The organism is Alloscardovia venturai, assembly GCF_042676605.1.
Classification (GTDB): domain Bacteria; phylum Actinomycetota; class Actinomycetes; order Actinomycetales; family Bifidobacteriaceae; genus Alloscardovia; species Alloscardovia venturai.
This window is the reverse complement of the sequence record NZ_JBHTHQ010000021.1, coordinates 331,805-347,622: the sequence shown is the minus strand read 5'-3', so window position 1 is coordinate 347,622 and position 15,818 is coordinate 331,805. Positions and strand designations below refer to the sequence as shown.

Genomic DNA, 15,818 nt, shown 5'->3' with positions numbered 1-15,818 from the left:
GGTGTTCATAGTTTCAATGAGATTCATCACAAGGAGAAAACATGGGTACTACGGTAAAAATTGCTAAGATTGCGTGGTGGCAGGTTCCTGCTTTTATATTCCTCCTGAGTGTAATTGCACTTGCTGCTGAGATATTCGACATCGTTGGTTGGCAGCATTTTGCGAATTCAGATGATATTTCTCTTTCTGAGAGTACAGTTCTATCTATAGGTTTTTATGTCATTGTGTTTGCTGTATCAAGCGTATTGATGGTCATAGGCGCATTTATTGGAAGTCGTGAAGCTGAGGAACGCTTACGTTACCCTCAATTCCAAAAACCGGAATCATATGCGTTACGCAATATGACACGTGCACAGTGCATTACGTGGGTTGTGGCCGTAGTCGGTTCTTTCGTCCCAGGAGTTAATCTCGTAGTCATCCTTGTAGCATCTATTCTTATATCGCTCATGACGATTGCTATCGCGGCTGTCCTCTTGAAAATCAATTACACTCAGAAGGTCCCAGCATCGTCGTTGCCAGTTTTGAGCTATATGCCTTATCGAGGTGCTGCATCAGCACAGTCATACGATGCTTCGAAATTTGCACAGCAGACGCCCATGAATACTGGTGATAATGAGTCTGTGCAGGTAAATCCTACACAGCAGATACCTCAACCGCAGCCACCGCTAAACGTGCCAACATATGGTCAGGCACCTGTGTCTGAGGCAACTCGTCTATCCAATCCACCTGCATCGTCAGACTCTACGTATTCAGCAAGTCCACAACAATAGTTTTCCTTGTGAGTGTGAATGTGTGTATAAGATGCCTCTTGTATTTATGCAAAATAAAGCTTGTGGACTTTCCTTCAAGGAAGGCCCACAAGCTTTATTTAATGACGCAGATACTTCTCTTAAATGAGAAAGCGTTTAAGCTGTGTAATGGGTCTTAACGAACTTATAGCCCTTATTGTGCCAACCCGGTGCTAGCACCCAACGACGAACACGGTAGCGGAAATTTCCATGTGCTGTAGCAATATCAAGGTTTGCGCGAAGCATGCCACCGTGAAGCCGAATAGACTGGATATCACTTGCAGGAATGAAGATAGGGGCTTCATTCTTCTTGAGATTACCGCTGACGGTTAAATTAATGATGGTCAAACCTTCAGAGCCAAAATGAATAGCGTGGTTCTTGATAACTGCTAAGCTGGCTATAGAACCAGTCAAAAAGCCAGCGCCATCAGGGAAACTTTCTGCGTAGATACTTGCATTATCGGCAAATGTATGACCCGTTGCAGTAACGATTTCTTGGATTTTACTTGAGTTAATCATTTATCTTCTCCTTGTACGCCATCCCTATTCTAAAAAGATGTGCCGAAAATCGAAAATTGTAAAGTTCAAAGCAACTATATAGTGGGAAATGCTCAAATATCATTATATGGACGAGAGTGTATGGGAATACCCAAGGAAGTGCTATGTTAGCAACCATAAATATTTGCGTATAGAAGGAAATGCAATGCGAAATCTATCCTACGTAGCTTGGCGTAGCTGGCGTGCATGGCGCACCTGGCAAGGATAGATTGCGTATATGTGTTTCTTCACATAGATGCAATCGATACGAAGACTGGTATCTATGTGAAGTTTTTGCTACGCGATATGTAGCTGTGTAAATCTCATCTGGATATCTATCTTGGTGAGATTTTTTCTTTCCATAAAGTATCGATGAATCCAATAAACTCAACACACGAAAGGCATAAAGATGAGACGATGGCGCATCTTAGTAAATCAGGAAATGTAAGACAGTAATAAATCTAAAATATCGAAGGAAATACAATGGATAATGCAGCACTCCCAACTCAAGCACACAATGGATTCTTTGGCAATTTTGGCGGTAGTTTCGTCCCTGAGCCTATCCAAAAGCTTCTTGATGAACTCGAAGTAGCATTCAACACGTATAAGGATGATCCGGAATTTCTCAACGAATATCACAGCTTACTCAAAGACTATTCAGGGCGTGAAACTCCTCTATATTTCGCTCAGTCTTTTACTGAGCATCTGGGAGGAGCGAAGATTTATCTCAAGCGTGAGGATCTTAATCATTTAGGTGCTCACAAACTCAATAACGTGCTTGGCCAGATTTTACTTGCAAAACGTATGGGCAAGACTCGTGTCATTGCGGAAACTGGAGCGGGTCAGCACGGTGTCTCTACCGCAGCAGCAGCTGCTCGTTTCGGGATGAAGTGTGATATTTATATGGGCGCTGAAGACGTAGAGCGTCAAAAGCTTAATGTCTTCCGCATGGAGCTTATGGGAGCAACAGTTCACTCGGTCACGGCGGGAACTGCTACATTAAAGAATGCTGTTGATGCTGCATTTGAGGCATGGATGAACGATTTAGATGCGTTCTATATCCTTGGTTCTGCAGTAGGCCCTCATCCGTACCCGACTATTGTTCATGAATTCCAAAAAGTTATCTCTGTCGAATCGCGTCGACAAATTATCGAAAAGGAAGGACGACTTCCTGATGCGGTCATCGCGTGTGTCGGCGGCGGATCGAATGCTATTGGAGCATTCTCACAGTACGTCAACGATAGCGATGTCAAGCTTATCGGCGTTGAGGCTACGGGTAAAGGTCTCGACACTGATCAGCATGCAGCTACGATGGAAAAGGGAACTGTTGGTGTCGTTGACGGGATGAAAACCTATGCGATTTTCGATGATGATGGTCACGTGGCGCCAGTATATTCCATTTCCGCTGGTCTAGACTATCCAGGAGTAGGCCCAGAGCATGCATTTTACAAGGAAAGTGGTCGCGTTGAGTATGTTGGAGCGACAGATGATGAAGCTATCAATGCCTTGCTCATGCTCAGCCGTACCGAGGGAATCCTGCCTGCGATTGAAAGTTCTCACGCTTTAGCGGAAGCTATTAAACGTGCGCCACAGATGGATAAAAATGACATCATCATCGTTAACGTCTCTGGCCGTGGAGATAAAGACGTGACGTCTGTCGCAAAGTACCTTGAAGAACATAATCGCACTCTGCAATCCTGAGCGCAAGATTATAGAGGACTAGTTGGTCCACTCAGAAACCAATATCGAGAAAGCGCATACATATGGTAGAGAATCCGCACGATGATGACACGTTTGACCTTTATACGCTCAAAGTGGAGGTCAAAGCTACAGACCGTCCGTTTGTATGCTCTCATCATGTGGGAGATTATTTCCTTGTATGTGGCGAAAATCTCATTTTTGAGCAGACGAGATCTTTCTCTTTGTATGCGCTTGCGGCGCTTCTCCCGTTGTTACCAGCAAAGCAACGGGAGCTTAGTCGTAACGATTGGATGTTTACCGATAGTGATATAGCATGTCCTGATCCACATTGTGGAGCGCTCTTTCATATATCAAGGTTAAACACATGTGAATATTCACACTCACAAGCAACTGTAGTGCCGCTGTAAAAGCGCTAGATACTAAGCCAAGAAATGGGAAAATATCATAATGAATCGAATTGAACTTGCACCTGGTTATGAAATCTCTCGCGTACTCAATGGGCTGTGGCAGCTTTCGCGTGGACATAGTCTTGACGGTGCGCTTGATATAGACGATATCGTATACGCATTTCATAAACTCGTCGACAAAGGTTTTACCACTTTTGATCTCGCGGATATCTATATTGGCGCCGAAGATATCCTTGGTACTTTCCTTACCGAGCTCAAGCAGGGAAGTGGGCTTAAACCAGAAGACATTCAGATTCACGAAAAGTATGTGCCAGATTACGATATTTTGACTTCGGTTAGATTTGAAGATACGGAACGTATCATCGATCGTAGTCTGAAAAAGTTGGGAAGAGACTATATCGATCTTATCCAATATCATTGGTGGGATTACGACATCGACCGTTATGTTGATGTTGCGCAGAATCTCGTGAAGCTCCAAGAAAAAGGCAAGATTCGCTACATCGGTGTGACAAATTTTGATACCGAGCATCTCAAGAAACTTGTTGATGGTGGTATTCCAGTAATCTCATGTCAAAGCCAGTATTCAGTGTTTGACAGGCGCGTAGAAAAGTCGATGATCGACTATGGTCTGCATGCAGGCATTCAGCAGATTTGCTATGGGACGCTTGCTGGCGGGCTCTTATCTGAACGCTATATGGGAGTAGATGCTTATACTCCTGAGACTCGTTCACAGGTCAAGTATTTCCAAGTTATTGAGGCTACTCTTGGCTATGATGGTTATCAGAAATTGCTGAAACTACTTTATGAGATTGCCGTAAGTCATAATGTTCATATAGCGCAAATTGCTACACGCTATATTCTCGAAAAACGGGGAGTTACAGCCACAATCATTGGTGTACGTAATTCACGACATGTGGATGATAATGCGCGTATTTTTAGTTTTGATTTCACACCTGAGGATCGTGCACGTATAGATACGTTCCTTGCTCAATACCCGACTGTTTCAGGCGAACCATATGAATTGGAACGTAATCCACAATCCGTTTTCCGTTCCATTATCCGTATGAATGAAGCTGAAGGCTAGACCTTTCGGCAAAGAGAGAATGAAAAGAAATGATGAAAGAGACGCAACCAGCTGTACAGTTTTATGGTGGCAAAGTAGTCGCATTCTTGCCCGTAGTAATTTTTCTCGGCTTTTGCATTGAATTCTTTGTCGTACTCAAAGCATTTGACATGGGCGCACTTGCTATGGCTGCGCTAATAGCATTGCTTCTTACAGCGTTATTTGTCAAGGGGAGTAAACGTAAAAACTATTGGGAAGCGGTATATAACGGGGTTAAAGAATCAGCACCGATTTTGGTACTTCTTCTCGTCATTGGCATGTTCTCTCAGCTGATAAAAACCTCTCAACTTTCAGGTGGATTTGTTTTCCTCGCCCGAAGTATACATATGAGCGGGTCAATTTTTACGGCGATGATTTTTCTTTTTGTCTGTATTATTGCAACCGCGACGGGCTCATCGCTCGGCACCATGTTTACATGCTTCCCGATTTTCTACCCGGCAGGCGTACTCCTCGGGGCAAATCCTGCGTTTCTTGCAGCTGCCATAGTTTCAGGAGGAATATTTGGAGATAACCTCGCTCCTATCTCGGACACGACGGTTATTTCTGCTTCAACTCAGCACTACTCACATCGAAGTGGTACTGCAGAAATAGGTGGAGTAGTACGTACACGTTTTAAGTATTCGGCTGTTGCAGGGATTATCGCTTTCCTCGTGTTTGCAATTTTTGGAGGGAATGGCGCATCTTCTACCTCGGATGCGCTCAGCAAAGCACAAGTAAATCCGATGTCGCTTTTTATGCTTATCTCTGTGGTACTTATGCTTATTGTCGCTGTGATATACAAAGATATTTATCTTTCTATCACCGTTGGAATTATCGTCGGCGTTATTGTGGGTCTTGCGACAGGAAGTATTCATCCAAGCGACATCATCTCTGTCAAAGACGGTGCACCGGTAGGATTCTTAGTAGAAGGTGTCTCTGGAATGATGAGTACTGTCATACTTGTGCTTGCAGTGTATGGAATTATGGGTGTGCTGCATGAAGCCGGCGCGCTAGATATGGTTCTTCATGTACTCAGCTCTTCGCGGTTGGGACGAAGTGTCGTCGGTACAGAACTTATGATGATGTTAGGCATCACACTGACTACACTTCTCTTCGGAGGGGTAACATCTGCTGCAATGGCTACCTTCGGAAAAGTTCAGGATGAGCTTGGTAGAGCTGCGCGACTTCACCCATACCGACGTGCAAACTTACTTGATGGTTTCGCAAATGGCTTGGCTGTATGTGTCCCATTTTTGAGTGTCTTTGTTTTTATTGGATCACAGCTGACGCAAGGATACACAACGGCTCCAACTGTATCTATCCTTGAGCTCAGTGCGCATCTCGTCTATCCGTTCCTTTTGTTCCTCGTGCTTCTTACATCCGTGCTCACAGGATGGGGGCGCATCTATGAGGATGAAGACGGTGAAGAAATCAAAAGACTTTAAGATGTCTTATGCCCTTGTCATGCCAGGTTACCACGTCAAGTTGTCGTGACAAGGGTATGAGATGTGGGTATGAAGAGTAAATCGAAGAGCAAATCAAAGATTTGGAAAATCGTTGCAAGCATAATTGCTGTGCTTCTCGTTATCGTCATTGCGGGATTGGTATGGCTTCGTATGAGCATTTACCCTGCTCGAGATGATGCCGTAGAGGCATATAATTCCAGTAATGTGAGTGAAACGAGCCAGTATATAAAGTTTGATGCTCCTCATGAGACGGCGAACATAGTCTTTGTTGGTGGCGCACTCGTCGACCTTAAAGCGTATAGCTACATGGCTGAAGAGCTGAGTAAAGATAGCATTGATGTCTATCTCGTGAAGTCGCCATATTCATTGCCTATTCTGAACGCGCAGTCTGCAAGTCATATTATTAGTTCTCTTCATTTGACAAACGTCTATCTCGCTGGCCATTCTCTAGGTGGAGTGATGGCAGCAGCAAATATTAAAAATGGCGCGCATATACATCAACTGCATGTGCAAGGATTGATTTTCCTCGCATCCTATCCAAACACGGACAATGACTTGTCAAAGACACATCTGCACGTCTTGTCTCTGACAGCGTCACATGATACAGTCCTTAACCGCTCGCAATGGAATAAGGCTCGCCAACGGTTACCGCACGATACGTCATATAGAGAGATTAAAGGCGGAAATCATGCGGGATTTGGAATATATGGAGCACAGAAAGGTGACGGTAAGGCAACAATCTCTGTAAAGAGTCAGCAACGTCAAATTATTCAAAGTATCGTCGAGACAGTTCATAAGAAATAAGTATCATGAAATTAACGACAGCTATAATGAAAGCTCTCTTTGACTTTGATGACTTAACTCGGGATAGAGCATTGAGTATGCCTATAGATGTGGTACGTTTTACTAATATTACGTACGGTACAAAGAGACCATACCAACAGCTCGATGTCTATCATCCTGCAGAAGAATTTATGCATCATTTTACCAATGAGCACGGTGAAATTCCTGTCATCGTCAGTGTCCATGGTGGTGGATGGATTCACGGTTCTAAAGATACATACCAGTATTACTGTATGGACATGGCGCGGCGTGGTTTTGCTGTGGTGAACTTTAGCTACGGACTCGCACCACAGTATAAGTTTCCTGTGTTCCTCGAGGATACTGTACAGGCATTTGACTGGGTCTATGTGCATGCACGTCAGTACAATTTTGATACTCACCATGTGTATGCTATAGGAGACTCAGCAGGAGCGAACATTTTGGGACTATACTGCGCACTTGCTACAAATTCGCAGTTTGCGCAGCGAATCAAATTTGATGTCTATCGCGCACACGTTCCACAAGCAATTGCTCTGAGCTGCGGTGTGTATAAAACAGACATCAAGCACGATAAGAAACACACTCAAACCATGCAGGACGACTTATACAGCGACGTTTTCGAGCCATATGGCAAATATTCACAACGATTTTTAATGAATGTCACAGATTACGTGACAGAATCATTTCCTCCGACTCTCGTTATCACTTCCACGGGAGACTTCTTACAGATGCAGGCTCCGTTGTTGGTACATGCACTTCAAAAAGCACATGTACCGGTGAAGTTTACGATATATGGGACACAAGAGGACAAGGACAAGTACCCTCACGTTTTTCATCTCGACATAAAATCAACTCGAGCAATGAAATGCAACGATGACCAGATAGAATTCTTCCGACAACATTCGTAAGTGAGGTGGAAAAATGAACATTAAAATAATCTGTGTAGGAAAGCTAAAAGAAAAATACTGGAAACTTGCCATCGAAGAGTATAAGAAGAGGCTTGGAGCATACTGCACATTCGACATCATCGAACTCCCTGACGAAAAGACGCCCGATAAGGCAAGTGATAAGGAAGATATGCTCATCCTCGATAAGGAGGGAGAACGTATCTTACGTAAAATAGACGATCGAGATTATGTCATCGCGCTCGCTATCGAAGGGAAACTCGTCACAAGCGAAGATATAGCACAGCGCATTGAGGAATGTGGACTCCGCGGGCAGAGCAAAATTGATTTTGTCGTCGGTGGTTCTTTGGGGTTATCACATAGAGTCAAATCGCGTGCGAATGAGTTGATGTCATTTGGTCGTATCACGATGCCGCACCAGCTTGCCCGTGTGGTGCTAAGTGAGCAGATTTATCGTGCCTATCGTATTATGCATCACCAGGCTTATCATAAGTAACTCAGCATAAGTTTATGTGATACTCGGTAATTTATAACGTAGTGACTCCGCAAAGAAAGGGGATGTGTAACCTCATCGGCGAGTCGATGGGAGGCTTATGTCATACCATGTAGTGGATTACGTTACACGAGTCACATGAAAGATAGATAAATGGCACAGTTAACAACCGCAAAGAAGCGGCTTACTGCTATCTTCCTTATACTTGCTGGTTTGACTATGCGCGGACCTATTGTTGCGTTGCCTATGTTCCTTGAACCTCTCGCACAAGCACTACACAAAAACGTTGGTGAGTTGGGTGTTTTGACGAGCCTTCCTTTGTTGATGTTCGTATTCGTTTCGTCTGCTGTTTCTTTGCTCGTGGAAAAGTTCGGTCTCACACGGACGATGCAGCTGGGAGTAGGCCTTATAGTAATGGGGTGCATTTTCAGACTTATCGTGACATGGCCTACCACCCTTGTAGGTTCGCTACTTATCGGTGCTGGCATTGCAGTACTCAATATCTCAATGCCAACCCTTGTAGCGGAGGTGTTTCCGAGCAAGCCTGGTATATTTACAACTGCATACTCAGCCGCGATGGTTGTAGGAAGCACTCTTCTCGTATTTATTGAGCCTTTTGTTGCCGCTGCATGGTCGTGGCATGTCATGCTGTGGATTATGTGTGCGATTTCTGCTATACCTTGTGTGCTCTCCTTTGCTTTGCCAGAACTTAAAATTGAAGGGAAGCGCGCTGCAACGCGTAGGAATGCAAAGCTTAGACTTCTGACAGATAGACGTGCATGGCTCTTCATCGGGATGTTCGGCGGGCAGTCATTTTTGAGTTACACTTTGGGAGCATGGTTACCATCGATGATGAATGCTGATCATGTCGATATGCTTAATTACAGCGTTATCATGGTTCTCTTTAATACGATAGGTATTCCAGTGTCTCTCGTCGTGCCACTTTTTGTGGCACGTACTCGCCGGCGCTTTCATATCTATCTCATTGGTACGATGACTGCTATACAGATTGCCATTATTATGATGTATGGTTGGCATTCCCTCATTGGTCCAGCATACTGGTATCTTTTTTCACTGATAACATGTGTGTTCTTTACCACTATCTTCGTGATGATTTTGACTTATTATCCGATGAAAGCGGCAGAACCTGCAGATGCTGCCGATATCTCCGGATTGTCACAGTCATTCGGATACCTACTCGCTGCTATAGGTCCTTTGCTCTATGGAGTTATATATTCTGATTCTTTGCCAGGAGTTTCTCTTGCATGGGTCATGGCTGGAATCGTTATTGTGAATGCGTGGTGCTCGTGGCAAGTTGTACGCATAAATAAGTTTGGTCTATCAACCGTGAAACGCTAGATTCTGAAGAGGAGGAAGAGACGTGGAATATAGACGTATTCGCATACATCATGTGTATAGGCATTTTAAAGGGAATTTTTATATAGTTGAGGGTCTCGCGAAAGATAGTGAAACGCAGGAAGATATGGTTATCTATCGTAAGCTTTATGACGACAGAAGCCTGTGGGTACGTCCGCTAGAAATGTTCTTGTCACCTGTGGACCACGATAAATATCCAGACGTTACGCAGAAATATCGTTTTGAAGAGGTAGACCTCATCGCTCAGTGCGAGTAGTATGCGAATAACAGATAACCGATGTGACATTCCGCGATAATAATATATGTCCGATGTAAGGAGAATACATAATGGCGTCTCGTATGACAAAGGAAACGAACAAGAAGCTTATGGAGTTTATCGATCCTGAGTATTGGAAACGTATCCCGTTCTTTATCCGTTCACACGCTACATCAAAGACATTTGAAAAACTCGCAAACGAACATCCTGATTTATATGATGCTGTCGCAAACTCGTCTGACGATGTACCAGAAGATATTAAAGGAAAGGTTCGTGATTTCATCGATACTGTTTTTCAAGAAAAGATGAAGAAACATAATCTCTAATATCTTCTGATGTTATTTGAGAGTCATTCTATAAACTCAGCGTTTGTTTCACATCCTGTACGATGAGAGTGCTATCAAGCCGATTTGTTCGCATGAGTTCGGTAGGATTATAACGATCGTAGAGGTCTTTTGTAATCCCATATATGGCTACCTTTGTAGAAGTTCGCCCTAAATATGTTGCGATTTTCGAGCCATACCCGCCCTCAATAATCGAATCTTCAAGACTAATGATGAGTTCATGCGTATTACTCAGAGAGTCGAGGAGAGTAGTATCAATGTCGGAAGCAATCTGTGGATTGACAATCGTTGCATCGATACCAAGTTCGTCTTTTAGCTGTCGCGCAGTTTCTACTGCGAGAGGGTAGAAGGACCCTAGTCCAAAGATAGCAACGCGCGAACCACGATGTGTGACCGTCGATGTGTTGGTACTGTAATCTGTGCGGATTTTGTCGGGCATCGCGCTGTGACGGACTTGTCCACCTGGGACACGAATGATAACTGGCCCGTCTGTCTGTGCAAGTGACCACCTCAGCATTGCTATAAACTCTTCGACGGTCGTTGGAGCAAGCATGCGTAGTGCCGGAATGTTTCCCATCATGGCAAGATCGTAAAAACCGATATGAGTGAAGTCGCGCATGCCCCACACGGACGCATCAAACGTGAGAATAGTGGCAGGATTATGGTTTGTCGCTAAATCTTGAAGTAGTTGATCGTATGTGCGCTGAAGGAAGGTAGCTTCGGTGCCATAGAGGACATGTGCTCCACGTTTTGCCGCTCCGGATGCTACTGCTACTGCCGTTTCCTCAGCGATACCCACATCGATATAGTGCTTTCCGAGCGCATGACGGCGCTCGGCGTTGAGCCCCATAGCTGCTGGAACTGCTGATGACACTACGAGTGATTGCGGGTCGTTCTGTACCCAGTCCATGATGTACTTGCCAGTGATTTCAGGGTAACTTTCATATCCTTCTGACATAGCAGGAGATTTGCCAGTTTCAATATCGTGTGGACCATGCCAATGCCAATCTTCTTTATGCTCCATCGCCGGTTTGTAGCCAAGGCCTTTTTCGGTATGGATGTGTACAACGATTGGATGGTTGATATTCTTTACGGAAGTAAATGCCTCTATAAGAGCATCGATATCGTTTCCTTCAGCGACGTACATGTAATCTAGCCCCATCGCTTTAAAAAGATTGTGTGGGCTTTTCCCGTTTGTTTTTCGAAGCTCATCAAACTGTGGATACATGCCACCATGGTTTTCTGCGATAGACATTCCATTGTCGTTAAAGATGATAATGAAATTACTGTTAAGCTCGCCTACGACGTTTAAACCTTCAAGCGCTTCGCCTCCAGACATTGCACCGTCGCCGATGAAGGCTACAACGTTTTCTGTGCCACCCATGATATCGCGTGCTTTTGCAAGCCCTACGGCAAGTGAGATAGAAGTAGAAGTGTGTCCGACTTCGAAAAGATCATATTCTGATTCAGCAGGGGATGAATATCCGGAAACCTCATCGTAGCGTGCAGGATCAATAAATCCATAGTTGCGTCCCGTGAGGATTTTATGTGTGTATGTTTGATGACTGATATCCCACACGAGCTTATCGGTTGGCGCATCAAAAACGGTGTGAAGTGCGATAGTAGCTTCAACGACGCCAAACACAGGACCGAAATGTCCTCCGTGAATAGAAGAACGTTTAAGGAGCGCGTCTCGAATTTCTTGGGCGAGAATTTTACGTTCATTTGGAGTAAGTTTCTTGACGTCTGCAGGGGAGTGAATTTTTTCAACGAACATGAGGTTTCCTCCTTGAAATTATTTCTCTGTTCTTCTTATGCATATTCTATGTGAGAATATGTGACAACGCGATGACATTTTGTTCACTATGTCCCATACGGTGAGGCGCGAGTCTCGAGTTGTGTAATAATAAAAAACGAATCTCCTCAAGAGTGGAAAACATTGACATTTTGAACAAAGAAGTTCTCTGCTCGAAAAGAGATAAAAAATAACACACAGGAGGGGCAAAGATGCTTTTTCAAGTCTATGGTGCGCATGCAGCGACACAATGGCTCGGATGGATTCTTGTTTTTGTAGCGCTTATTGCTCTTAATGAGTTAGCGCGTCGCACTAAAGCAGGCGGACTCATTATGTTTGTCGGCCTGCCGATTGCGATGACGATTTACGTTATCACCGTCACGGCAGCTGCCTCAATGGGAGTAAGCTGGGGCGTCAATAATCCGACGGTTGTATTTGCTAATGGCTGGTTCCATTATGCGAAGGTCTATGCAGCGTTGGTAGGGTGTATTGGCTTTATGATGATTAAATACCGCTGGGGTAAGCTGGGGAAAGCCCACTGGTTCCGTGCATTCCCATTTGTCATCGTGGCTATCAACATTTTAATTGCTGTAGTCTCAGATTTTGAATCTGCAGCTCATTTCTTCACTGGCAATGTGACATGGGTCAACGGTTCGGCAGTATGGACGACATCAGAGCACATAACAGTAACTGCTGGTTGGCAGAATGTCTTTAACGGTATCGCTGGTCTCATCAATATCTTCTGCATGACAGGCTGGTGGGCAGTATATTCTTCCAAGAAGAAGGATGATATGGTTTGGGCAGATATGACATGGGTGTTTATCCTCGCTTATGATGTGTGGAACTTCTGCTATACCTACAACTGCCTACCAAATCACGCATGGTACTGCGGATTAGCTTTGCTCCTTGCTCCAACTGTAGCCAACTTCTTGTGGAACAAGGGTGGTTGGATTCAGAACCGTGCAAATACACTTGCAATTTGGTGCATGTTTGCTCAGGTATTCCCAACGTTCCAGACGTCCATCCCATCTATGGGTGTAGATAGCCCGTTTGCTGTGCAGTCCACTATGAACTCGACAGCAAACGTAGTGGTTTCTCTTCTTGCATTGGCTGCGAATATTGCAGCGATTATTTACATCGCTTACCGTGCAAAGAAGCTACATGTCAATCCATATAAGTCTGAAGTCTTTGTGGGTACCCGTGACTTTGAGCAAGCTGCAGCACGTGTTGATAGTAGCGATAAGGAGGCTGTGCTCGCGGCTTAAATTAGTGCAATATGTGCGTACAAATTAAGTGTATAAATTAAGCACATAAAAGGAGCATCTCGATTCATTGAGAGTCGGGATGCTCCTTTTGTTGTGTAGAAAGAGAACTTAAGCCACTTCAGTATCTTCAGCGAGGAAGTGTTTCTCGTCAGGAAGAACCCAACTGAGAATAAGCGCTACGACGAATGCGATTGCAATCGCGTTGGAGAAGACCGACTGGAAAAGTTGCGGGAAGTTCTGGAAGATGTTCGGCGAAGTCTGTGTAAAGCCGATTCCAATAGTGAGTGCAAGAGTCACGATAGTGATGTTACGCTGAGTAAAGCCAGCTTTTGCAATCATTTGTACACCTGCGAGGACGATGGAACCAAACATCATAATCGTGCAGCCTCCGAGAACTGCTTGAGGAAGAGAATTAAACACTGCTGCGAATCCCGGAATGAAGCTTGCCAAAATCAAAATGACGCCGCCGGAGAGGATGACCTTACGGTTGACAACCTTAGTCATCGCTACGAGCCCGACATTTTGTGCAAAGGAAGTTAATGGTAGTGCGCCGAAGAGGCCTGAGATTGAGGAAATAAGACCGTCTCCAGCTATTGCACCAGCTGTCTCATTATCATCTGGATTGCGGTTAAACCCGACTTCGGCAAGAGAAGCAGTATTGCCTAGAACTTCCACGGAGGAAACGACGTAGAGCAGTGCGAAGGAGAGAATTGCTCCTGCATCAAACTTGATACCGAATGGCATCATGGGTGCAAGGTGTGGTAATGATACCGCCTGAAGTCCTTGGAACTTAGAGAAATCTACCATATGAGGTGCAAGACCTGTAAATGTGAAAAGAAGGGCGACGATGTAGCCGACGATTAATCCAAACAAGACAGAAAGTTGCTTTGCTACTCCCTTTGCGAGAACTTGGAAAGCGAGGCAAGCGATTAAAGTAATAGTAGCAACCGTAAGATTTTGCCAAGAACCGAAATCTTTTGCACCTGAACCGCCACCGAAGGATGTAGCGCCGGTCGACAAAAGAGAGAATCCAATGGTAGTCACGACAACTGCCGACACGATAGGATTGACGAAACGCTTCCAAAAACGAGCAGTGAGCCCGAGAATGAATTCGATAAGGCCACCCACAATTACTGCGCCAACGACTGCGCCGTAGCCAAGCTTTGGATTTGCAGCGATAGTAGATGCCGCTGCGACATATGTGAAGGAAACACCCGTTACGATTGGCATTTTCGCGCCTACGCGCCAGCCTTCATCGGCAGATTTACTCCAGTACGCCATAATAGGGTAGAGTTGCAAGACAGTGCCTAAGCCTGCTACGAGAAGTGCGGAACTAGTAATCCACACACTCTGCTCTACAGGAAGCTTAGCTGCTCCTACGACTATGGCGATAGGGGTGAGGTTCGCGACGAACATTGCAAGAACGTGCTGAATGCCGAAGGGAATGCCCTTCCAGAAAGAAATTTTTCCATCCAGCTGACGCAGTGCAGCGCCGGTAGAGATGCTGGTATTTTCAGCCATGACTTTCTCTTTCTTCTCTTATCTCTATTACTTAACTTTTATCTCTCATGAGAAATCATGAGAATGCATGAACGTATAAGAAAGGCTGCTTCCGTCTTTCCTGAGGAAACAGCCTTGCACGTTTTATGAGTTAAATTCAATATCACCTGTTTCAGCATTCATGGTGCGTATATTCGCAAGTGATTCAACTCGATATCCTCGCTTGCGCAAGGCGTCACCGCCACCTTGGAAGCCTTTCTCAACGGCGATGCCGAAACCTTCGACTATGACGCCAGCCGTTTCACAAATATGAAGCAAACCATTGAGGGCATTCCCGTTAGCTAAGAAATCGTCAACGATAAGGACATGCTCGCCTTCATTCAGATACTTTTTTGAGACGATGACGGGGAATTCCTTTTGCTTAGTAAAGGAGTAAATAGAAGTGGAGTACTGCTCGCCATCAAGGTTGATAGACTGTGCCTTTTTTGCAAACACGACAGGAACGTTGTTGAAGTGACGTGCAGCCACACAGGCAATTCCAATGCCGGATGCCTCAATAGTCAAAATTTTATCGACACGAGTACCAACGAAAAGACGTGCCCATTCTTCGCCCATCTTGTCGAAGAGAGCGACGTCGCACTGGTGGTTCAGGAAAGCATCCACTTTAAGGACATCGCCAGGTTTGACGGTTCCTTCTGTGCGAATACGGTCTTCAAGAAGCTTCATTCGAAACTCAATTCTGCTTTAATTACCTCGTTGACACATAGCGTACTTTTCAGTGAGTAGTGTCGGAAGGGTAATGGTGGAAAATTGTGTGAGTTAAATCATAACGCGTCTGCGTGACGAGGCGATAAGTAACCCTCGTGTGCTAAAACAGAGCAATGACTTTATCGCAATCTGGCTTCGACTTTACTTCAGAAAATAATGCTAGAAACGCTGATAATAAAGCGCTTTCTCCTCGTCAACGTGCTCGTTTACGCCTGGAGCAGGAGAAGCGCGAGGCTACGAGAGCAAGTTCTAGGACTAACTTCACTTCGTCCGCTTTAGAAGCATCACGAAC

16 protein-coding genes are annotated in these 15,818 nt (G+C 44.8%); 12 read left to right on the top strand and 4 right to left on the bottom strand.

The features are described 5' to 3' along the window. Positions 1-41 precede the first annotated feature (41 nt). On the top strand, positions 42-770 hold the full coding sequence (locus ACFQY8_RS04905) for a hypothetical protein (protein WP_377938776.1): 729 nt from the start codon (positions 42-44) through the stop codon (positions 768-770). 135 nt (positions 771-905) lie between these two features. Here the strand turns inward: ACFQY8_RS04905 and ACFQY8_RS04900 are convergent, their stop codons facing one another. Further along, entirely contained in the window at positions 906-1,307 is a 402-nt protein-coding gene (locus tag ACFQY8_RS04900; protein ID WP_377938775.1) for a hypothetical protein, read from the bottom strand. A gap of 501 nt (positions 1,308-1,808) precedes the next feature. Here ACFQY8_RS04900 and trpB point away from each other — a divergent pair. From trpB to ACFQY8_RS04850, 10 genes are all read left to right on the top strand, one after another. Beyond that, on the top strand, positions 1,809-3,026 hold the full coding sequence (trpB, locus tag ACFQY8_RS04895; RefSeq protein WP_377938774.1) for a tryptophan synthase subunit beta: 1,218 nt from the start codon (positions 1,809-1,811) through the stop codon (positions 3,024-3,026). Between the two features lie 62 nt (positions 3,027-3,088). Then, positions 3,089-3,433 (top strand): TIGR04076 family protein, encoded by a 345-nt coding sequence (locus ACFQY8_RS04890; RefSeq protein WP_377938773.1) that lies wholly within the window; start codon positions 3,089-3,091, stop codon positions 3,431-3,433. 40 nt (positions 3,434-3,473) lie between these two features. Next, entirely contained in the window at positions 3,474-4,517 is a 1,044-nt protein-coding gene (locus ACFQY8_RS04885; protein ID WP_377938772.1) for an aldo/keto reductase, read from the top strand. A gap of 29 nt (positions 4,518-4,546) precedes the next feature. Further along, positions 4,547-5,980 carry a Na+/H+ antiporter NhaC family protein gene (locus ACFQY8_RS04880; RefSeq protein WP_377938771.1) on the top strand — a complete coding sequence of 478 codons (1,434 nt, stop codon included), beginning with the start codon at positions 4,547-4,549 and terminating at the stop codon, positions 5,978-5,980. 69 nt (positions 5,981-6,049) lie between these two features. After that, positions 6,050-6,805 carry an alpha/beta hydrolase gene (locus tag ACFQY8_RS04875; RefSeq protein ID WP_377938770.1) on the top strand — a complete coding sequence of 252 codons (756 nt, stop codon included), beginning with the start codon at positions 6,050-6,052 and terminating at the stop codon, positions 6,803-6,805. A gap of 5 nt (positions 6,806-6,810) precedes the next feature. Continuing rightward, complete coding sequence (locus tag ACFQY8_RS04870) at positions 6,811-7,731, top strand: alpha/beta hydrolase (protein WP_377938769.1); 921 nt, start codon at positions 6,811-6,813, stop codon at positions 7,729-7,731. 13 nt (positions 7,732-7,744) lie between these two features. Continuing rightward, positions 7,745-8,224, top strand: a complete 480-nt coding sequence (gene rlmH / locus ACFQY8_RS04865) for a 23S rRNA (pseudouridine(1915)-N(3))-methyltransferase RlmH (RefSeq protein ID WP_377938768.1) — start codon at positions 7,745-7,747, stop codon at positions 8,222-8,224. Positions 8,225-8,374: 150 nt separating this feature from the next. Further along, positions 8,375-9,580: an MFS transporter gene (locus tag ACFQY8_RS04860; RefSeq protein WP_377938767.1), complete on the top strand. Its 1,206-nt coding sequence runs from the start codon at positions 8,375-8,377 to the stop codon at positions 9,578-9,580. 22 nt (positions 9,581-9,602) lie between these two features. Next, a complete protein-coding gene (locus tag ACFQY8_RS04855; protein WP_377938766.1) occupies positions 9,603-9,854 on the top strand; it encodes a DUF1653 domain-containing protein in 252 nt (83 codons plus the stop codon). A 71-nt stretch (positions 9,855-9,925) separates the two neighbouring features. Continuing rightward, positions 9,926-10,180 carry a hypothetical protein gene (locus tag ACFQY8_RS04850; protein ID WP_377938765.1) on the top strand — a complete coding sequence of 85 codons (255 nt, stop codon included), beginning with the start codon at positions 9,926-9,928 and terminating at the stop codon, positions 10,178-10,180. Between the two features lie 28 nt (positions 10,181-10,208). Here ACFQY8_RS04850 and ACFQY8_RS04845 read toward each other — a convergent pair whose 3' ends face one another. Next, entirely contained in the window at positions 10,209-11,975 is a 1,767-nt protein-coding gene (locus tag ACFQY8_RS04845; RefSeq protein WP_377938764.1) for a 1-deoxy-D-xylulose-5-phosphate synthase, read from the bottom strand. 230 nt (positions 11,976-12,205) lie between these two features. Between ACFQY8_RS04845 and ACFQY8_RS04840 the strand changes: the two genes are divergently transcribed. Beyond that, positions 12,206-13,258, top strand: coding sequence for a DUF5692 family protein (locus tag ACFQY8_RS04840; protein ID WP_377938763.1), 1,053 nt, complete (start codon positions 12,206-12,208; stop codon positions 13,256-13,258). 108 nt (positions 13,259-13,366) lie between these two features. Here the strand turns inward: ACFQY8_RS04840 and ACFQY8_RS04835 are convergent, their stop codons facing one another. Together ACFQY8_RS04835 and ACFQY8_RS04830 are read right to left on the bottom strand one after the other, a co-directional pair. Next, positions 13,367-14,779: a uracil-xanthine permease family protein gene (locus tag ACFQY8_RS04835; protein WP_377938762.1), complete on the bottom strand. Its 1,413-nt coding sequence runs from the start codon at positions 14,777-14,779 to the stop codon at positions 13,367-13,369. 123 nt (positions 14,780-14,902) lie between these two features. Continuing rightward, positions 14,903-15,484, bottom strand: a complete 582-nt coding sequence (locus ACFQY8_RS04830; protein ID WP_377938761.1) for a xanthine phosphoribosyltransferase — start codon at positions 15,482-15,484, stop codon at positions 14,903-14,905. Between the last annotated feature and the right edge of the window lie 334 nt (positions 15,485-15,818).

Excerpts from the sequence above, each read along its gene's own strand:
- rlmH (WP_377938768.1), top strand. The coding sequence starts at position 7,745 with ATGAACATTAAAATAATCTGTGTAGGAAAGCTAAAAGAAAAATACTGG.
- ACFQY8_RS04880 (WP_377938771.1), top strand. The coding sequence starts at position 4,547 with ATGATGAAAGAGACGCAACCAGCTGTACAGTTTTATGGTGGCAAAGTA.
- trpB (WP_377938774.1), top strand. The coding sequence starts at position 1,809 with ATGGATAATGCAGCACTCCCAACTCAAGCACACAATGGATTCTTTGGC.
- ACFQY8_RS04835 (WP_377938762.1), bottom strand. The coding sequence starts at position 14,779 with ATGGCTGAAAATACCAGCATCTCTACCGGCGCTGCACTGCGTCAGCTG.
- ACFQY8_RS04875 (WP_377938770.1), top strand. The coding sequence starts at position 6,050 with ATGAAGAGTAAATCGAAGAGCAAATCAAAGATTTGGAAAATCGTTGCA.
- ACFQY8_RS04845 (WP_377938764.1), bottom strand. The coding sequence starts at position 11,975 with ATGTTCGTTGAAAAAATTCACTCCCCTGCAGACGTCAAGAAACTTACT.
- ACFQY8_RS04890 (WP_377938773.1), top strand. The coding sequence starts at position 3,089 with ATGGTAGAGAATCCGCACGATGATGACACGTTTGACCTTTATACGCTC.
- ACFQY8_RS04905 (WP_377938776.1), top strand. The coding sequence starts at position 42 with ATGGGTACTACGGTAAAAATTGCTAAGATTGCGTGGTGGCAGGTTCCT.
- ACFQY8_RS04840 (WP_377938763.1), top strand. The coding sequence starts at position 12,206 with ATGCTTTTTCAAGTCTATGGTGCGCATGCAGCGACACAATGGCTCGGA.
- ACFQY8_RS04860 (WP_377938767.1), top strand. The coding sequence starts at position 8,375 with ATGGCACAGTTAACAACCGCAAAGAAGCGGCTTACTGCTATCTTCCTT.
- ACFQY8_RS04850 (WP_377938765.1), top strand. The coding sequence starts at position 9,926 with ATGGCGTCTCGTATGACAAAGGAAACGAACAAGAAGCTTATGGAGTTT.
- ACFQY8_RS04830 (WP_377938761.1), bottom strand. The coding sequence starts at position 15,484 with ATGAAGCTTCTTGAAGACCGTATTCGCACAGAAGGAACCGTCAAACCT.
- ACFQY8_RS04900 (WP_377938775.1), bottom strand. The coding sequence starts at position 1,307 with ATGATTAACTCAAGTAAAATCCAAGAAATCGTTACTGCAACGGGTCAT.
- ACFQY8_RS04870 (WP_377938769.1), top strand. The coding sequence starts at position 6,811 with ATGAAATTAACGACAGCTATAATGAAAGCTCTCTTTGACTTTGATGAC.
- ACFQY8_RS04885 (WP_377938772.1), top strand. The coding sequence starts at position 3,474 with ATGAATCGAATTGAACTTGCACCTGGTTATGAAATCTCTCGCGTACTC.